Origin of the sequence: Pseudomonas sp. MIL19 (genome assembly GCF_028680365.1) — a bacterium.
Classification (GTDB): Bacteria; Pseudomonadota; Gammaproteobacteria; order Pseudomonadales; family Pseudomonadaceae; genus Aquipseudomonas; species Aquipseudomonas spirodelae.
Window position 1 is genome coordinate 41,558 of record NZ_JAPPVG010000002.1, and the last position, 17,594, is coordinate 59,151.

Here is a 17,594-nt window from a genome sequence, read left to right on the forward strand (position 1 = left end):
TGCAGGCCGCTATTTTGGCGCAACGTTACGCCAAAGGTCAGCAAATAGCGGGTTAAAAACAGTACAGCGGGTTTATTTACTCAGGCGACGCAGGTGGCAGGTGACCTCTTCGCGGTCGTGGTAGAGCTGCTTGCAGGCAATCGAGACCTTGAGCTTACGCTCGGCAAAGCCCTCTTCCAGACGTTGCAACAAGCGGCGTACTTCGGCGTAACGCTGCTTCATCGGTAACTTGAGGTTGACCACCGCTTCACGGCAGTGGCCTTCACCAATCCAGGCTTCCAGCAAGGCGGCGCTGCGCGCGGGCTTCTCGACAATGTCGCAGACCATCCAGTCCACCGGCTGCTTGGGTTTCCAGGTGAAGCCATCAACCATCAGGTGCTGCACCAACCCGGTATCCATCAGGCTTTCGGCCATTGGGCCGTTGTCGATGGCGGTGACCAGCATGCCGCGTTTGACCAGTTGATAGGTCCAGCCACCTGGTGCAGCCCCCAAATCAACCCCGGTCATGTCGCCCGACAGGCGCTCATCCCACTGCTCGCGGGGGATAAAGGTGTGCCAGGCCTCTTCCAGCTTGAGGGTCGAGCGACTCGGTGCCTCACGGGGGAACTTCAAGCGTGGAATGCCCATGGGCCACAACGCCGAATTATTCGTCTCGGCCATGCCGACAAACACCTCGCGGCCGCTCTTGAAGGTCAACAGCAGGCGCGGTTTGTGTGCATCCTCAACCAGCTTGCCGGCCTTGGTCAGGGCGTTGCGCAGCGGCGCCTCGAATTTTTTGCAGAAATTCGATAGTTCCTTGCCATCGTTGGTGTCCAGCACTTCCAGCCACAGGCTGCCAAACACCGGGAAACCGCTCAGGTGGCTGAGTAGCACGCTGATACGATCCAGCTCAGGCAGGTCGATAAACACACCTCGCGCCCATTGCCGCGGAAAAATCAGCTGATTGAAGCGAACCCCACGCATTAAACGCTCGGCGCCATCCTCTTCGGTGCAGATAAATTCAGCGCAAGCGGTACTCGGCTTGGCCTTGGCATAGCCGGCCACATCCAGGCGCGCGGCATGCTCGGCGATCTCGGCACACACCTCGTTCTCGAAACCGGGACGGCAGTGCAGTAGCAGGGTATTAATTGCGGGGGTATTCATCGGGGTTCTCCTCAAGGCGCACATCATAGCCGACTCGGGAACCCTTAGCCCCCGCGACCTGTCCAGTGTGAACAGCCATAGTCGCTGCGCCCACCCAGAAACACTTAGATGCCAAGCAGCCAACCCCATAAATGGCGAGCCAGAACAAGCAGAGCTAGGGTGAACAGTCTGCAGCCACCAACCGGCTTGCACCGTGACAAGCCACAGGAGACGCGCAATGCCTTCCTTAGATAGCCTGAATAGTCAACGCAGCCTCGACGTAGAAGGCCAGAGCTACCAGTACTTCAGCCTCCCTGAAGCCGCCAAATCCCTTGGCAACATCGACCCGTTACCGATGTCATTGAAGGTTCTGTTAGAGAACCTGTTGCGCTGGGAAGACGGTAAAACCGTCACCGGCAACGACCTGCAGGCCATGGCCGATTGGCTAAAGAGCCGCAGCTCCGAGCGCGAAATCCAGTACCGCCCCGCCCGCGTATTGATGCAGGACTTCACCGGCGTGCCCGCCGTGGTCGACCTCGCGGCCATGCGTGACGCCATGGCCAAGGCTGGCGGCGACCCGCAGAAGATCAACCCGCTATCGCCCGTCGATTTGGTCATCGACCACTCGGTAATGGTCGACCAATTCGCCACCCATAACGCGTTCGAACAGAACGTCGCCATCGAGATGCAGCGCAACGGTGAGCGCTATGCCTTCCTGCGCTGGGGCCAGCATGCCTTCGATAACTTCAGCGTGGTGCCGCCGGGCACCGGCATCTGCCACCAAGTCAACTTGGAGTACCTCGGCCGCACCGTCTGGACCAAAGAAGAAGACGGCCAGACCTTCGCCTTCCCCGACACCTTGGTTGGTACCGACTCACACACCACCATGATCAACGGCCTCGGCATTCTCGGCTGGGGCGTCGGCGGCATCGAGGCGGAAGCGGCGATGCTCGGCCAGCCCGTGTCGATGCTGATTCCCGAGGTCATCGGCTTCAAGCTCAGCGGCAAACTCAAGGAAGGCATCACCGCCACCGACCTGGTGCTGACCGTCACGCAAATGCTGCGCAGCAAAGGCGTAGTCGGTAAGTTTGTTGAGTTCTATGGCGACGGCCTGGCCGATCTGCCGCTGGCGGATCGCGCCACTATCGCCAACATGGCCCCGGAATACGGCGCCACCTGTGGCTTCTTCCCGGTCGACGAGATCACCCTGAGCTATTTGCGCTTATCCGGCCGGTCGCCGCAGACCGTCAAACTGGTCGAGGCCTACTGCAAAGCCCAAGGTCTGTGGCGCGAGCCAGGCGTTGAGCCGTTGTTTACCGATAGCCTGGAGCTGGATATGGGCAGCGTCGAGGCCTGCCTGGCCGGGCCCAAGCGCCCACAGGACCGGGTTGCCCTGCCCCAGGTCAAACAAGCCTTCGATGACTTTCTTGGGCTGCAACTCAAGCCCAATCCCGGCGCGGAATCACGCCTTCTCGACGAAGGCGGTGGTGGCGCGGCGATCGGCAGCGCCACCCAGGTTGGCGAGGCGGACTATGAACATGAGGGACAGACGCATCGCCTGAAAAACGGTGCCGTGGTCATCGCGGCAATTACCTCCTGCACCAACACCTCCAACCCCAGCGTGATGATGGCCGCCGGCCTGCTGGCGAAAAAAGCCGTGGAGAAAGGCCTGCAGCGCAAGCCGTGGGTGAAAAGCTCGCTGGCTCCGGGCTCCAAGGTGGTCACCGAATACTTCAACGCCGCCGGCCTGACCCACTACCTCGACGAGCTGGGCTTCGACCTGGTGGGCTACGGTTGCACCACCTGTATTGGTAATTCCGGGCCGCTGCTTGAGCCTATCGAACAAGCCATCCAGCAATCGGACTTGAGCGTCGCCTCGGTGCTGTCAGGTAACCGTAACTTCGAGGGCCGCGTGCATCCGCTGGTGAAAACCAATTGGTTGGCCTCACCGCCCTTGGTAGTGGCCTATGCTTTGGCCGGCACGGTGCGGATGGACATAACCTCTGAACCCTTGGGTCTGGGCAAAGATGGCCAGCCGGTTTACCTCAAAGACATCTGGCCGAGCCAGGCGGAAATCGCCGAGGCGATCCTCAAGGTCGACACCGCGATGTTCCACAAGGAATACGCCGAGGTGTTCGCCGGGGATGCCGAGTGGCAGGCCATCGACATACCGCAAACTGCCACCTACAGCTGGCAGGACGACTCGACCTACATCCAGCATCCACCGTTCTTCGAGAATATCGCCGAGGCGCCACCGCATATTGGTGACATTCACCAAGCGCGCATTCTTGCCCTGCTCGGCGATTCGGTGACCACTGACCACATCTCCCCCGCCGGCAATATCAAGGCCGACAGCCCCGCCGGTCGCTACCTGCGCGAACAGGGCGTAGAGCCGGTCGACTTCAACTCCTACGGCTCGCGGCGCGGCAATCATCACGTGATGATGCGCGGCACCTTCGCCAATATCCGCATCCGCAACGAGATGCTCGGCGGCGCAGAAGGCGGTAACACCTTGCACGTGCCAAGTGGTGAGCAGCTGTCGATCTACGATGCCGCCATGCGCTATCAGGAGGCCGGCACCCCGCTGGTGGTCATTGCCGGCAAAGAGTACGGCACCGGCTCAAGCCGCGACTGGGCGGCCAAGGGCACCAACCTGCTCGGCATCAAAGCGGTCATTGCCGAAAGCTTCGAGCGCATCCACCGCTCTAATCTGGTGGGCATGGGCGTCTTGCCGCTGCAGTTTAAAACCGGGCAAAACCGCAAAACGCTCAACCTCACGGGCAAAGAGACACTCAACATCTGCGGCCTGGATGGTGTTGAACTCCACCCGTCCATGACCTTAACCCTGGACATCTTGCGCGAGGACAACAGCCGCGACAGCATTGAAGTGCTGTGCCGCATCGACACGCTTAACGAAGTGGAATACTTCAAGGCCGGCGGCATCCTGCATTACGTGCTGCGGCAGTTGATCGCCAGCCAATAGCCTGGCCGAGTGCGTCACGCGCCGGGCAAAAAACACCCTCAGGTCAAGTACGACCACGACCATGGCATAAATGTGACGCCATTCAAAAAGCGGTTAAACTCGTCGACACGGATTTCTCCCTCAACTTCGCCCGCCATTGGCCGATGTAGGGGCATTACAACAACGGATAATTGCCATGCGTAACAACCAGCCGGTCACTCAGCGCGAACGTAGCTTCCCTGCTCAGCAACGACTGATCTCGACGACTGACCTCAAAGGCCAGATCAGCTACTGCAATGACGCGTTTGTCGAGATCAGTGGCTTTACCCGCGATGAGTTGATTCGTGCGCCGCACAATCTGGTACGTCACCCCGACGTACCGCCTGCGGTGTTCCAGCACATGTGGGACACCCTGAAAAGCGGCCGGCCGTGGATGGGGATTGTTAAGAACCGTTGTAAGAACGGCGATCATTACTGGGTTAATGCCTACGTCACGCCCGTGACGGAAAACAACCAGGTAGTGGGTTACGAATCCGTACGGGTCAAGCCAACCGCCGAACAGGTGCGTCGCGCAGAAGCCCTGTATCAGCGCATCAACAGCGGTAAGTCCGCCGTCCCGAGTAGGGATAAGTGGCTACCAACTCTGCAGGGCTGGCTACCGTTTATCCTGATCAGTCAGATTGGCTTTCTTATCGGTATTTGGCTTGATTCCAGCTGGGGCTTTGCCCTCGCGGCTGCACTGTCGATACCGCTGGGCTTGGCCGGGTTGAGCTGGCAACAACGTGGCCTCAAGCGTCTGCTGCGCCTGGCTGACCAGACCACGTCTGACCCGCTGATCGCGCAGATGTACACCGACAGCCGCGGTGCTCAGGGTCGCCTGGAAATGGCGACGCTCAGCCAGGAAGCACGCCTGAAAACCTGTTTAACCCGTCTGCAGGACACCGCCGAACAGCTCACCCTGCAGGCTAAGCAGGCCGATACCCTGGCGCATAACAGCTCCGCCGGGCTTGAGCGCCAACGTAATGAAACCGATCAGGTGGCCACTGCGATCAATGAAATGGCTGCCACCACCCTGGAAGTGGCGAGCAACGTGGCGCGCACAGCCATCGCCACTCAGGATGCAAATCGCCTGACCAGCGCTGGGCGCACTATTGCCAGTGAAACCCGCCAAGCGATTCAGCGCCTGTCGCAATCAGTTGGTGAGACCGGCGAAACAGTCACCCGCCTGGCCCAAGACAGCAATGAAATCGGCGGTGTAGTCGATGTCATCAAAGGCATCGCCGACCAGACCAACCTGCTCGCGCTCAACGCCGCCATCGAGGCCGCGCGTGCGGGCGAAATGGGCCGCGGGTTTGCCGTGGTGGCTGATGAAGTGCGTTCATTGGCGCAGCGCACGGCCGAATCCACCGGACAGATCCACCAACTGATCGCCAAGCTGCAGCGCACCGCCGAAGAAGCGGTTATGACGATGGAAATCGGCCGTAAACAGGCCGAAGAAGGTGTTGTGCGCGTGCAGCAAGCCGACGATGCACTGGCGGGTATCAGTGAAGCCGTTGCCAATATTGCCAGCATGGCCGATCAGATTGCTGCGGCGGCTGAGGAACAGAGCGCGGTAGCTGACGAGGTCAACCGCAGCATCACCACCATCGCTCAACTGGCCGACCAAACAGCCGGTGAGGCGCATGACACGGCGCTGCTCAGCGAGGCGCTAACCGCCACTGCTCAAGGGCAGTACGCCTTGGTCGAACGCTTCAACCGCTAATCCTGAAACGGCGCATGGCCCAGCCATGCGCCGCCCTCCCGGTTACAAGTTCTCGTAGCGATTCATGTCCAGCACCCCAGCTTCAATAGGCTCGGTTTGCTGGATATACGCTGACATATCGTGGAAATAGCGCCAGAACTCAGGATGAGTACGGCGAATCCCCCAGCGCTCCACCATCTGTTCGAATGCCGGCGTATCACGCGCCTGCTCCATCGCACTGACAAACTCCGCCACCTGCTCAGCCTGAACATTGAAGATAAAGTTAGGGTAGCTGCTTAGCACCCCGGGATAAACCGTCAAGGTATCCAGCGTGGGCTGGTAACGCAGTTCCTCGCCCAACATAAACGCCACATTGGTGTGCGCGCGGTTACGCAGCAGGCTGTAGACCTCACGCTGCCCGCTGGGCATTTCCACACGCAGCAGAGTGGCCTCCGGAAGTTGCTCGATCACTTTCAGCGCACCCGCTGGTTTAGCCGTTAAGCGACTCAAGGATTGTTCCGCGCGCTGCAATTCGGGGGCTATGCCAGGGCGATGGCAATGTGCACCGCTGCAGCGATTGATCGGATCCGGGCGCGCATTCAGGCTGCCATAACGCGCCAGCAGGGTCTCGGCAAAACTACGCTTGGCATCGCTGCCCGCCAAGCGCAAGGCACTCGGGGTTTTAGTGTCGATCGCCTGATAATCGAGCCAGATTTTCAGCTTGCCGCTGCTCTGGTACCAATCGCTTAAATAAGCCTGACGCGACTGCGCAGGCATCAAACGCAGGAAGTTGACCTCCGCACCATTGCGGATCAAGTCGAAATACAGCCGCGTTTGCGCCTGATGAGAGACATTGCCGAACACATCGAAATTCACCACCAGTTGGTAATAGGTGCGTTCGAGCAACGGGAAGTCCAGCCACCAGATCGTCTGCGGCACCTCGCCAATCAGGCCTTTGCGCACCGAGGCGCTGTCATGCTGGCGAAAGACCGACAACAGCGCGTTATCGTTACCGGCCCAGATGTGCGACCAACTCGGCGCTGGCGCGTCGGCATAACGCTGCATGCGCAACGCTTCGTACTCATTACGTTTATTGCGGTAGCTGCGCCAAATGCCTAGCAAGTCAGTGATGCTGTCAAGTTGCCCAGGTATGGCCAGCAAGTCTTTGGCCTGCTCGCGGTACGCCGGGTCAGTGATGTACAGATCGTGCTGCGGGTCCTGGAACACCGTCCAAAAATTATCGCGAATCACATCCGTGGCGATCTGCCCGCGGCACACCGGGCCGCGGATAAAGGTGCGCACAAAGTATTCGGCGTTATCCAGCATGAACTGGTAACGCGCCAGCGGCGGAATCGCAGCAAAGGTTTCAAACGGATTGGCGCGGCGCTGAGCGCCATAGCCCGGAACGGCATCGGCCTGCCAGTCGCTGGCGAAGAACAGCTCTTTGATCCGTGCCAGCTTGGCCACACTCAGCGCATAGGTGATGTGGGTCTTGTGCACAATCACCCCCTGCACCGGCGTCAGGCGGTAGTAGAACTCACTGCCTGGATCGGCATTGGGCAAGCGCGTGGCAATAACGTCCACTGGCTGGCCGCTGGGCGTGCGCGAACGCACCATCTGAAAGAAATGCCCCGGCTCACCGCCAGCAAAATGCATATGGGCAAGAAAAAGATGCTCATACAGCCAACGGGAAACCAGCCCCTCACGGGCGCCGGGGGCGTTCAAAAAGGCTTCCCAAGTGGCGATCTGCTGCGCTTCGACCGCACTGGCCTGCAGTGCTTGTTGATCGACCGGCGCGCCCTGCTCGATCCAAGCCTGCAGCGTTTGATAGTCGGCCTCAGTCAAACCGGTCACCGCGAATGGCATGCCCGCTTGCGGGTTGTTGCGGGCAAACGCGTCGAACTCCTGCGGCAGTGGGCATTGGTTGACCCGTTTGATGCTGATCTCCAGCTCGGCCGGCAGCTTGTTATTAGCCGCAAAAGGCTGCTGGTGGCCTAACTCCAACATCCGTGCGAGCAAGGCAGCCTGGCTACCCTGCTGATCCAGCACAGAGGTGAAACCTTTACGCTGCCAAGCCGCCGCACCGTGGGCATCGACAAACAACCGGGTGGTGGCTTGGGCCTCGGTGCGTGTACCTGCGTAAACCGTCGCTTTGCTCGCCCCCCGCTGCACGCCTTCAGCACTGCCTAAATTGAGCTGACAGGCCGCGTCGTAACAGGCATGGCAGGCCACACAATTCTTGGTGAAAATCGGTTGAATGTCGCGACTGTAGGAGATGGGCTCGGCCGCGTGTAATGCGCCGATGAACATTAAACACGTGCTAAGCAGTAAGCGACCGAGCATGGAAGTGTCTCTAAAATGGTCTGAGCGCCGATTCTAGCTGCCCGCAGCGAAGCAAAGCCAATTCATGAACATGAATGAAATTCATGGAAAAGCACAAGGCACTGCAAAAGCGTGCAGCTTTGCTATGATCGCGCATCTTTTTTTCACGCGTCTCAGGTAGTTCTCCCCATGTCTCTGTCCGATCGCAGCGCCCGCCTCAACGCCCTTCAGCAAGCCCTGAAGGAACGTATCCTGATCCTCGACGGCGGCATGGGTACCATGATCCAGAGCTACAAGCTGGAGGAAGAAGACTACCGTGGCGCTCGCTTCGCCGACTGGCCGCAAGACGTTAAGGGCAACAACGACCTGCTGATCCTCAGCCGCCCGGACGTAATTAGCGCCATCGAGAAAGCCTACCTCGATGCCGGCGCCGACATCCTCGAAACCAACACTTTCAACGCCACCCAGGTGTCCCAAGCCGACTACGGCATGGAGAGCCTGGTGTATGAGCTGAACGTCGAAGGCGCTCGCGTGGCCCGCCGCGTGGCCGATGCCAAGACCCTGGAAACCCCGGACAAACCGCGCTTTGTGGCCGGCGTGCTCGGTCCTACAAGTCGCACCTGCTCGCTCTCCCCTGACGTGAACAACCCCGGCTATCGCAACGTCACCTTCGATGAGCTGGTGGAAAACTACACCGAAGCCACCCGCGGCCTGATCGAAGGCGGCGCGGACATGATCCTGATCGAAACCATCTTCGACACCCTCAACGCCAAGGCGGCGATCTTCGCCGTGCAACAGGTGTTCGAGGATGACGGCGTCGAGCTGCCGATCATGATCTCTGGCACCATCACCGACGCCTCTGGCCGCACCCTGTCGGGGCAGACCACTGAAGCATTCTGGAACTCGATCAACCACGCCAAGCCGATTTCCGTAGGCCTTAACTGCGCCTTGGGGGCCAAAGAACTGCGCCCGTACCTCGAAGAGTTGTCGGCCAAAGCCGGCACCCACGTCTCCGCCCACCCAAACGCCGGCCTGCCGAACGCTTTTGGTGAGTACGACGAGACGCCGGCGGAAATGGCGGTGGTGGTTGAAGAATTTGCCGCATCGGGCTTTTTGAATATCGTCGGTGGCTGCTGCGGCACCACGCCCGCGCATATCCAGGCGATTGCTGAAGCGGTGAGCAAATACCCGCCGCGGGCCATTCCGGATATTCCCAAGGCCTGCCGCCTGTCTGGGCTTGAGCCGTTCACCATCGACCGCAACTCGCTGTTTATCAACGTCGGCGAGCGCACCAATATCACCGGCTCGGCCAAGTTCGCCCGGCTGATCCGTGAGGACAACTACACCGAAGCCCTCGAAGTCGCCCTGCAGCAGGTGGAAGCCGGCGCGCAGGTGATCGACATCAACATGGACGAGGGCATGCTCGATTCACAGAAGGCTATGGTCACCTTCTTGAATCTGATTGCCGGCGAGCCGGATATTTCCCGCGTGCCGATCATGATCGACTCCTCCAAGTGGGACGTGATCGAAGCCGGCCTTAAGTGCATCCAGGGCAAGGGCATCGTTAACTCGATCTCGATGAAGGAAGGCGTCGAGCAGTTCAAGCACCACGCCAAGCTTTGCAAGCGCTATGGCGCGGCCGTGGTGGTGATGGCTTTCGACGAAGCCGGCCAGGCTGATACCGCCGCGCGCAAGCGCGAGATCTGCCAGCGCAGCTACGACATTCTGGTGAATGAAGTGGGCTTCCCGCCGGAAGACATCATCTTCGACCCGAACATCTTCGCCGTGGCCACCGGTATCGAAGAGCACAACAACTACGCGGTCGACTTTATCGAAGCCTGCGCCTACATCCGCGATCACCTGCCGCATGCACTGACCTCGGGCGGTGTGTCCAACGTGTCGTTCTCCTTCCGTGGCAACAACCCTGTGCGTGAAGCCATTCACTCGGTGTTCTTGTACTACGCGATCCAGAACGGCCTGACCATGGGCATCGTTAACGCCGGCCAGTTGGAAATCTACGACGAGATTCCCAAAGAGCTGCGCGATGCAGTGGAAGACGTGGTGCTCAACCGCCACGACGGCGCCACCGAGGCGCTGCTGGCGATTGCCGACAACTACAAGGGCGACGGCAGCGTCAAGGAAGTCGAAACCGAAGAATGGCGCACCTGGAGCGTGGTTGACCGCCTCAAGCACTCGCTGGTCAAAGGCATCACCAGCCATATCATTGAAGACACCGAGGAATGCCGCCAACAGTGCGCGCGCCCCATTGAGGTGATCGAAGGCCCACTGATGGCCGGGATGAACGTGGTCGGCGACCTGTTCGGCGCCGGCAAGATGTTCCTGCCACAAGTGGTGAAATCTGCCCGTGTGATGAAGCAGGCGGTCGGCCACCTGATCCCGTTTATCGAGCTGGAAAAAGGCGACAAGCCGGAAGCCAAAGGCAAGATCCTCATGGCCACGGTGAAAGGCGACGTGCACGACATTGGCAAGAACATCGTCGGCGTGGTGCTCGGCTGTAACGGCTACGACATTGTCGACCTAGGCGTGATGGTGCCGGCGGAGAAAATCCTGCAAACGGCGATTGCCGAGAAGTGCGACATCATCGGTCTGTCCGGCCTGATTACTCCATCGCTGGATGAGATGGTGCATGTCGCCCGCGAAATGCAGCGCCAGGGTTTTAGCCTGCCGTTGATGATTGGCGGCGCGACCACCTCGAAAGCCCACACAGCGGTGAAGATCGAGCCCAAGTACCAGAACGATGCGGTGATCTACGTCACCGACGCCTCGCGCGCCGTAGGTGTGGCCACGCAGTTGCTGTCGAAAGAACTGAAAGCCGATTTTGTCGAGCGCACCCGCCTCGACTACATCGAAGTACGCGAGCGCACCGCCAACCGCAGCGCCCGTACTGAACGCCTGAGCTACGCCAAATCGGTCGAGAACAAACCCAAGTTCGACTGGGCGACATATCAGCCGAGCGTGCCGAGTTTTACCGGTGTGAAGGTACTCGACAATATCGACCTGAATGTTCTGGCCGAATACATCGACTGGACGCCGTTCTTTATCTCCTGGGACCTGGCCGGCAAGTTCCCGCGCATCCTCACCGATGAAGTGGTGGGCGAAGCCGCCACCGCGCTGTATGCCGACGCCCAGGAAATGCTCAAGAAGCTGATCGACGAGAAGCTGATCCGCGCCCGCGCCACATTTGGTTTCTGGCCGGCTAATCAAGTGAATGACGACGATCTGGATGTCTACGCCGACAACGGCGAGAAGCTGGCCACCCTGCACCACTTGCGCCAGCAAACGATCAAGCCGGATGGCAAGCCGAACTTCTCCCTGGCCGACTTTGTTGCGCCGAAAGACAGCGGCATCACCGATTACGTCGGCGGTTTTATCACCACCGCAGGTATCGGTGCCGAGGAAGTCGCCAAGGCTTATCAGGACGCCGGCGACGACTACAACTCGATCATGGTCAAAGCCCTGGCTGACCGTCTGGCCGAAGCCTGCGCTGAATGGTTGCACCGCGAAGTGCGGACGAATTACTGGGGCTATGATCCGGAGGAGCAGCTGTCCAACGAGGAGCTGATCAAGGAAGCCTACAAGGGCATCCGCCCTGCCCCCGGCTACCCAGCCTGCCCGGACCACACCGAGAAAAAAGCCCTGTTTGAACTGCTCGACCCGGCGGCCGAGTTCAACAAAGCCGGCAACAGCGGTGTGTTCCTCACCGAGCACTACGCCATGTTCCCGGCGGCAGCGGTTTCAGGCTGGTACTTCGCCCATCCACAGGCGCAGTACTTTGCCGTCGGCAAGATCGACAAAGATCAGGTCGAAAGCTACACCGCGCGCAAAAAGCAGGACCTCAACGTCAGCGAGCGCTGGTTGGCACCCAACCTGGGTTACGACAACTAACACACGCCTGCGGATACACACGACAGCGGAGGGTTTGCAACCTAGCCCTCCGCCGTTGTGACCACGCCCGTTCTCAGCCAAACACTGCGGAGCATTGCTCTCAGTGCGCGAGCCCTCCTTATGCACAGCCTTGGACAACTTCGCAGCGGTGAACTGGCCGGTATTACTCGGCTAGACCTTTGCTGCGACCTGACTGACTTCCCAGAAGAGATTTTCTCGCTGGCCGACAGCCTCGAAGTGCTCAACCTCTCGGGCAACCGCCTCAGCGCACTCCCTGCTGACTTAGCGCGCCTGCACAAGCTGCGCATTGTGTTTTGCTCAGACAACCTGTTCACCTCAGTCCCTGAGGTGTTGGGTAACTGCACGCAGCTGGAAATGATCGGTTTTAAAAGCAATCGCATTCAGTACCTGCCTGCTGCGGCACTGCCGCCCAAGCTGCGCTGGCTGATCCTGACCGACAATCAACTGCAGCAGCTACCGGCTGAGTTAGGTGACTGTGCCCACTTACAAAAGCTAATGCTGGCGGGCAACCAGCTCCGCGCACTGCCCGAAAGCCTGGCCAAGCTGCAGCGCTTGCAGCTGCTGCGCATTGCGGCTAACCAGCTAGAGCATCTGCCAGAGTGGCTCACGGAGCTACCGTCCTTGTGCTGGCTGGCCTTTGCCGGCAATCCATTCAGTGACGCCAGCGAAGCTGAAATTCTCCGGCAGCACCCACTGCCAACCGTCGCCCGCGACGCCCTTGAGCTGGGTGAAATACTCGGCCAGGGCGCCTCGGGAGTCATCCACAGTGCGACCTGGCAGCAGCCCAACCAGCCGGCGCAGGCCATGGCGGTCAAACTGTTCAAAGGTGATGTAACCAGCGACGGGCTTGCCCACAGTGAGATGGCTGCCTGTATTGCAGCCGGTGAGCACAACAACCTGATCAGCGTTGCCGGCCCACTGGAGCCACTACCGGACGCTCCGCCCGGCCTGCTATTGGCGCGTATTCAACCGAGCTTCAAAGCGCTGGCCGGCCCGCCCTCCCTCGCCAGCTGCACGCGCGACTGCTATGCCGAGCAGCGTCGTTTCAGCGTGGCAGAAGCCTTACGTATTTTGCGCGACACAGCGGCGGCCATCGTTCACCTGCATCAACGCGGCATCCTGCATGGCGATTTGTATGCCCATAACCTGCTGGTCAACCCAACCGGGCAAACGCTGCTGGGCGATTTCGGCGCAGCGTCGTTTTTTGACCCACAGAGCCACAACGGGATTGCCCTGCAACAACTTGAGGCCCGGGCCTTTGCCTGCTTGCTAGAGGAGTTGTTAGTGCGCTGCAACAAAGACAACCAACCCGCTCAGCAAACCCGCCTGTGGCACTTGCATGCGCGCTGCAGCCACACGCAACCTGCCGAGCGTCCGTTGTTTGCCGAGATTCAGGCGTGCCTGCAAGACTGCAACGTGGCCTAAATAAATCATCAGCGCTCAAAAGGCGTCGGAGACTAATTATCTAACCGACTGACCACTGCGAATTGATCAAAAAGTCACTGCGCTCATTTGGTTAGACATGACCCGCACATAGCCGATTGGCAATAGGCAGCGATCGGCCAGACGTAGCGATTACAGCCCGTAATCCCAAACCGGGCACCCTACTCCCGCGCCCACTCCACCCGATTCCGCCCTAGCGTCTTCCCCTGATACAGGGCGGCATCCGCCTGCTGCAGGAACACATCCAAGTCCTGCGCACGGGTTAACACACCTGAGCCGCCAAGGGTCGCCGTACAGCGAATCGGTTTACTCAGCCCGGCGATAGCCACTTCACTGCCCTCGATCGCCGCTCGTATGCGTTCGGCCAGTTGCAGAGCGCCGGCGTTGTCGGTGTGCAGGGCGATGACCACGAATTCTTCGCCGCCCAAGCGGCAGACCAGATCGCCCTGGCGTGCACTGTCCTTGAGCGTACCGGCGATGTGGCTCAGAACACGGTCGCCCGCCTTGTGGCCGTGGGTGTCGTTGATGCGCTTGAAGTGGTCAATATCCATGATAAGCAGATACGCCGGACCGGCTGTATGCGAGCGAAAGTGTGCGTCTAGGGCGTCCATCAGCCCGCGCCGATTCAGCAGTTGGGTAAGTGGGTCATGTGCAGCCAGGTTACGCAGTTCATCGGTAAGACGGCGCAGCACCAGCCACACGGCACTCGGCGGCAACACCGTCGCCAGGAACGACATATAGAGGTAGAAGACCTTCTGGAAGCCGCTGTTCATATCGAGGGCAGCCAGTCCGCCCATAAGGATCATCCAGAACTTTATGGCGTTGAGGATGCAGATGCCGCCGATCAGCACAGCGAACACGAGCATCTCGACGCGTAGATCCCTGGCAAAGGTTCGCCGGCCGTAGAGCAGCGCCACCGTCATAGCCAGAAATACCGAGGCGCAGGCTGCGGCCAGCATGGCGTGGCGGGCTTCAATTCCCAGCAACCATTGCACCAACAGCTGCAATACCGTGTAACCGGCAGCCAGTGTGAGCAATGGACGCAACACAGGCGTCGGATGCTCGAAAAAGCGCATGGCGCCCAGCACATAGACGACAGGCGCACAGAGCGTCATCGTGTGGTTGATGACACTCACCAGCCCCTCATTCGGTGGGCCGCCGAACAACTGCAGGATATAGGCAAAGCCAAGCAGCAGGTTGCCCAACGCGAAGACTTCCATGCCCATTTTCTTGCTATTCAGCCGGGTGCTGATCAGCAGGAACATCACGGAAAAGCAAAGCAGGTACAGGCAGAGCATGCCGAGGATAACTGTAGTGATCATGGTTCGCGCAGTTGAGAAGTGGCAACGGGAGCCTGGCACTGGGTGGCAACGGCCCCCTCGACTCTCTCTAAGTTCCAGAGGCAGTCGGCATGGCATTTCAAACCGTCGAATCGTAGGCACATAGCGCCGGGAAGGCAATTTGCAATTGGACGCCTCTCAGGGATCCGAAGGCTTGGGCCCAAGCCTGACTGATGTACCCGTCGAGCCCCTGCAAAAAACCAGCCCAGCGTTGCATGCGGATGATGCGGGCGAATTCGTCAGGTGTGGTGTATTCCACGTTGATGCCGCTCTGGCCGAAGTGCTCGTTCCGATCTACTGGCTTAGGCGCTCGACGATAGCCAGCTCGTAGGATGGGTTGAGCTTAGCGATACCCATCACGTAATCGCCTGAATTCTTCGTAGCCGTCCTTAAACCGAAGCGGCTATTTAATACTGGCGACACTTCTGCAGTGCAGGCTGATAAATCACGGAGTAACCGCCCATAAAAAACCGCCCGTATTGGGCGGTTTTTGTGGCAGCAGCCTTTACTGCTGCAACTCTTGCTCGGTGAACATGTCGCTAAACAGCATGCTCGACAGGTAGCGTTCACCGGAGTCCGGCAGGATCACCACGATGGTTTTGCCTTGCATCTGCGGCTCGTTTGCCAGGCGCAGGGCGGCTGCCATGGCTGCACCGCAGGAAATACCGCAGAGAATCCCCTCCTCACGCATCAAACGCAGCGCCACGGCCTTGGCATCGTCGTCAGACACCAGTTCAACCCGGTCGACCATGCTCAGGTCAAGGTTGCTTGGGACAAAGCCGGCGCCAATACCCTGAATCTTGTGCGGGCTGGGTTTGACCTCTTCACCGGCTAGGGTCTGGCTGATCACCGGCGAGCTGATTGGCTCAACTGCCACCGAGAGAATCGGCTTGCCCTGGGTCTGCTTGATATAGCGCGAAATACCAGTGATGGTGCCGCCGGTGCCGACGCCTGAAACCAACACATCAATCGCACCGTCGGTGTCATTCCAGATTTCCGGGCCGGTGGTTTTTTCGTGAATCGCCGGGTTGGCCGGGTTATTGAATTGCTGCGGCATAAAGTAGGTGTTGCTGTCGGAGGCAGCGATTTCTGCTGCCTTGTCGATGGCGCCCTTCATGCCTTTTGCCGGCTCGGTCAGCACCAGCTCAGCGCCCAGGGCCTTGAGCACCTTGCGCCGCTCCAGGCTCATGGAGGCTGGCATGGTCAGCAGCAGTTTGTAGCCGCGCGCCGCAGCGACAAAAGCCAGGCCGATACCCGTGTTGCCGGAGGTGGGTTCAACAATGGTCATGCCAGGCTTGAGCACGCCACGCTCTTCGGCATCCCAGATCATGCTGGCGCCGATCCGGCATTTCACGGAATACGCCGGGTTACGCCCCTCGATCTTGGCCAGAATGGTCACTCCAGCCGGGCCCAGGCGATTGATTCGAACCAACGGGGTGTTACCAATAGCTTGTGCGTTGTCAGCGAAGATGCGGCTCATGACGAAGTCCTTGTTATGCAGGTTGCCGAAAGGCACCCAGACTAAAACGCTGGCTCGCACCCGTCCAGCGCAGCAACAAACGCAGCGTGACCCGCCATTCAGTGACTGAATGGCCCGTCTACGTTCACAGTCGCCAGGCCCGCGCGTTATAGTCGGCTTTTCACATACTGAACCCGCAGGCACGGCCTTGCGCGTTACCGTTCGAGGATTTACCGATGAAGTTCGAAGGCACCCAGTCTTACGTCGCCACCGACGACCTCAAGCTCGCGGTCAATGCCGCCATCACCCTGGAGCGCCCGTTGCTGGTCAAGGGTGAGCCTGGCACCGGTAAAACCATGCTGGCCGAACAATTGGCGGAATCCTTCGGCGCACGCCTGATCACCTGGCACATCAAATCCACCACCAAAGCCCACCAGGGCCTGTACGAGTACGACGCGGTCAGCCGCCTGCGTGACTCGCAGCTGGATTCGGACAAAGTCCATGACGTACGCAACTACATCAAGAAGGGCAAGCTCTGGGAGGCCTTTGAGTCGGAGGATCGGGTGATTCTGCTGATCGACGAAATCGACAAGGCCGACATCGAGTTCCCCAACGACCTGCTGCAAGAACTCGACAAGATGGAGTTCTACGTTTACGAGACTGACGAGACGATCAAGGCGAAAAAGCGTCCGATCATCATCATCACCTCGAACAACGAAAAAGAACTGCCGGACGCCTTCCTGCGCCGCTGCTTCTTCCACTACATCGCCTTCCCGGATCGCGCGACCCTGCAGAAGATCGTCGATGTGCACTACCCCAACATCAAAAAAGACCTGGTCGCCGAAGCGCTGGACGTGTTCTTCGACGTGCGCAAGGTGCCGGGCTTGAAGAAGAAGCCGTCCACCAGCGAACTGGTCGATTGGCTCAAGCTGCTGATGGCCGACAATATCGGCGAAGCGGTGCTGCGTGAGCGCGATCCGACCAAGGCCATCCCGCCACTGGCCGGTGCGCTGGTGAAGAACGAGCAGGATGTGCAGTTGCTGGAGCGCCTGGCGTTTATGAGCCGCCGCGCTTCGCGTTAACCCATTCGGGCTGCTGCGCGTCGGCCATGCTGCGTTGGAATCCGGTTCGGACAGTGGCTTGCCACTGAACGCCCAAAGGGCGGCCCCGAAGGGGCGAGCGAAGCGAGTAATGCTTACAGACGTAAACTCCGCTTCCTCACCTGATTCCGCCTTGCCTGGCTCTAGCTCGCAAGCCCTTGCACCGAGTGACAAAGGG

General features: G+C 59.5%; 9 protein-coding genes. 5 read left to right on the forward strand and 4 right to left on the reverse strand.

Annotated elements, in window-relative coordinates; all coding sequences use genetic code 11:
- Nucleotides 1-72: 72 nt before the first annotated feature.
- A complete protein-coding gene (gene rlmM / locus N1078_RS02070) occupies nucleotides 73-1,128 on the reverse strand; it encodes a 23S rRNA (cytidine(2498)-2'-O)-methyltransferase RlmM (protein ID WP_274086732.1) in 1,056 nt (351 codons plus the stop codon).
- A 232-nt stretch (nucleotides 1,129-1,360) separates the two neighbouring features.
- Between rlmM and acnA the strand changes: the two genes are divergently transcribed.
- Nucleotides 1,361-4,105 carry an aconitate hydratase AcnA gene (acnA, locus tag N1078_RS02075; RefSeq protein WP_274086549.1) on the forward strand — a complete coding sequence of 915 codons (2,745 nt, stop codon included), beginning with the start codon at nucleotides 1,361-1,363 and terminating at the stop codon, nucleotides 4,103-4,105.
- Between the two features lie 175 nt (nucleotides 4,106-4,280).
- Nucleotides 4,281-5,846, forward strand: coding sequence for a methyl-accepting chemotaxis protein (locus N1078_RS02080; RefSeq protein WP_274086550.1), 1,566 nt, complete (start codon nucleotides 4,281-4,283; stop codon nucleotides 5,844-5,846).
- Between the two features lie 42 nt (nucleotides 5,847-5,888).
- On the opposite strand, the gene N1078_RS02085 is transcribed toward N1078_RS02080, so the two are convergent.
- The gene (locus N1078_RS02085) at nucleotides 5,889-8,168 is read right to left on the reverse strand and encodes a fatty acid cis/trans isomerase (RefSeq protein WP_274086551.1); all 2,280 of its coding nucleotides are present in this window, start codon (nucleotides 8,166-8,168) and stop codon (nucleotides 5,889-5,891) included.
- Nucleotides 8,169-8,336: 168 nt separating this feature from the next.
- On the opposite strand from N1078_RS02085, the gene metH reads away from it, so the two are divergent.
- Both metH and N1078_RS02095 read left to right on the forward strand, forming a co-directional pair.
- Nucleotides 8,337-12,053: a methionine synthase gene (metH, locus tag N1078_RS02090; RefSeq protein WP_274086552.1), complete on the forward strand. Its 3,717-nt coding sequence runs from the start codon at nucleotides 8,337-8,339 to the stop codon at nucleotides 12,051-12,053.
- Nucleotides 12,054-12,173: 120 nt separating this feature from the next.
- On the forward strand, nucleotides 12,174-13,499 hold the full coding sequence (locus N1078_RS02095; protein WP_274086553.1) for a leucine-rich repeat-containing protein kinase family protein: 1,326 nt from the start codon (nucleotides 12,174-12,176) through the stop codon (nucleotides 13,497-13,499).
- 179 nt (nucleotides 13,500-13,678) lie between these two features.
- Here the strand turns inward: N1078_RS02095 and N1078_RS02100 are convergent, their stop codons facing one another.
- On the reverse strand, nucleotides 13,679-14,839 hold the full coding sequence (locus N1078_RS02100) for a GGDEF domain-containing protein (protein ID WP_274086554.1): 1,161 nt from the start codon (nucleotides 14,837-14,839) through the stop codon (nucleotides 13,679-13,681).
- Between the two features lie 523 nt (nucleotides 14,840-15,362).
- Entirely contained in the window at nucleotides 15,363-16,337 is a 975-nt protein-coding gene (gene cysK, locus N1078_RS02105) for a cysteine synthase A (protein ID WP_274086555.1), read from the reverse strand.
- Between the two features lie 215 nt (nucleotides 16,338-16,552).
- Here cysK and N1078_RS02110 point away from each other — a divergent pair, with 215 nt between their 5' ends.
- Nucleotides 16,553-17,398: an AAA family ATPase gene (locus N1078_RS02110; RefSeq protein WP_274086556.1), complete on the forward strand. Its 846-nt coding sequence runs from the start codon at nucleotides 16,553-16,555 to the stop codon at nucleotides 17,396-17,398.
- Nucleotides 17,399-17,594: the final 196 nt, after the last annotated feature.

Coding starts and splice junctions, on each gene's coding strand:
- N1078_RS02085 (WP_274086551.1), bottom strand. CDS start 8,168: ATGCTCGGTCGCTTACTGCTTAGCACGTGTTTAATGTTCATCGGCGCA.
- N1078_RS02100 (WP_274086554.1), bottom strand. CDS start 14,839: ATGATCACTACAGTTATCCTCGGCATGCTCTGCCTGTACCTGCTTTGC.
- N1078_RS02110 (WP_274086556.1), top strand. CDS start 16,553: ATGAAGTTCGAAGGCACCCAGTCTTACGTCGCCACCGACGACCTCAAG.
- metH (WP_274086552.1), top strand. CDS start 8,337: ATGTCTCTGTCCGATCGCAGCGCCCGCCTCAACGCCCTTCAGCAAGCC.
- N1078_RS02080 (WP_274086550.1), top strand. CDS start 4,281: ATGCGTAACAACCAGCCGGTCACTCAGCGCGAACGTAGCTTCCCTGCT.
- cysK (WP_274086555.1), bottom strand. CDS start 16,337: ATGAGCCGCATCTTCGCTGACAACGCACAAGCTATTGGTAACACCCCG.
- acnA (WP_274086549.1), top strand. CDS start 1,361: ATGCCTTCCTTAGATAGCCTGAATAGTCAACGCAGCCTCGACGTAGAA.
- N1078_RS02095 (WP_274086553.1), top strand. CDS start 12,174: ATGCACAGCCTTGGACAACTTCGCAGCGGTGAACTGGCCGGTATTACT.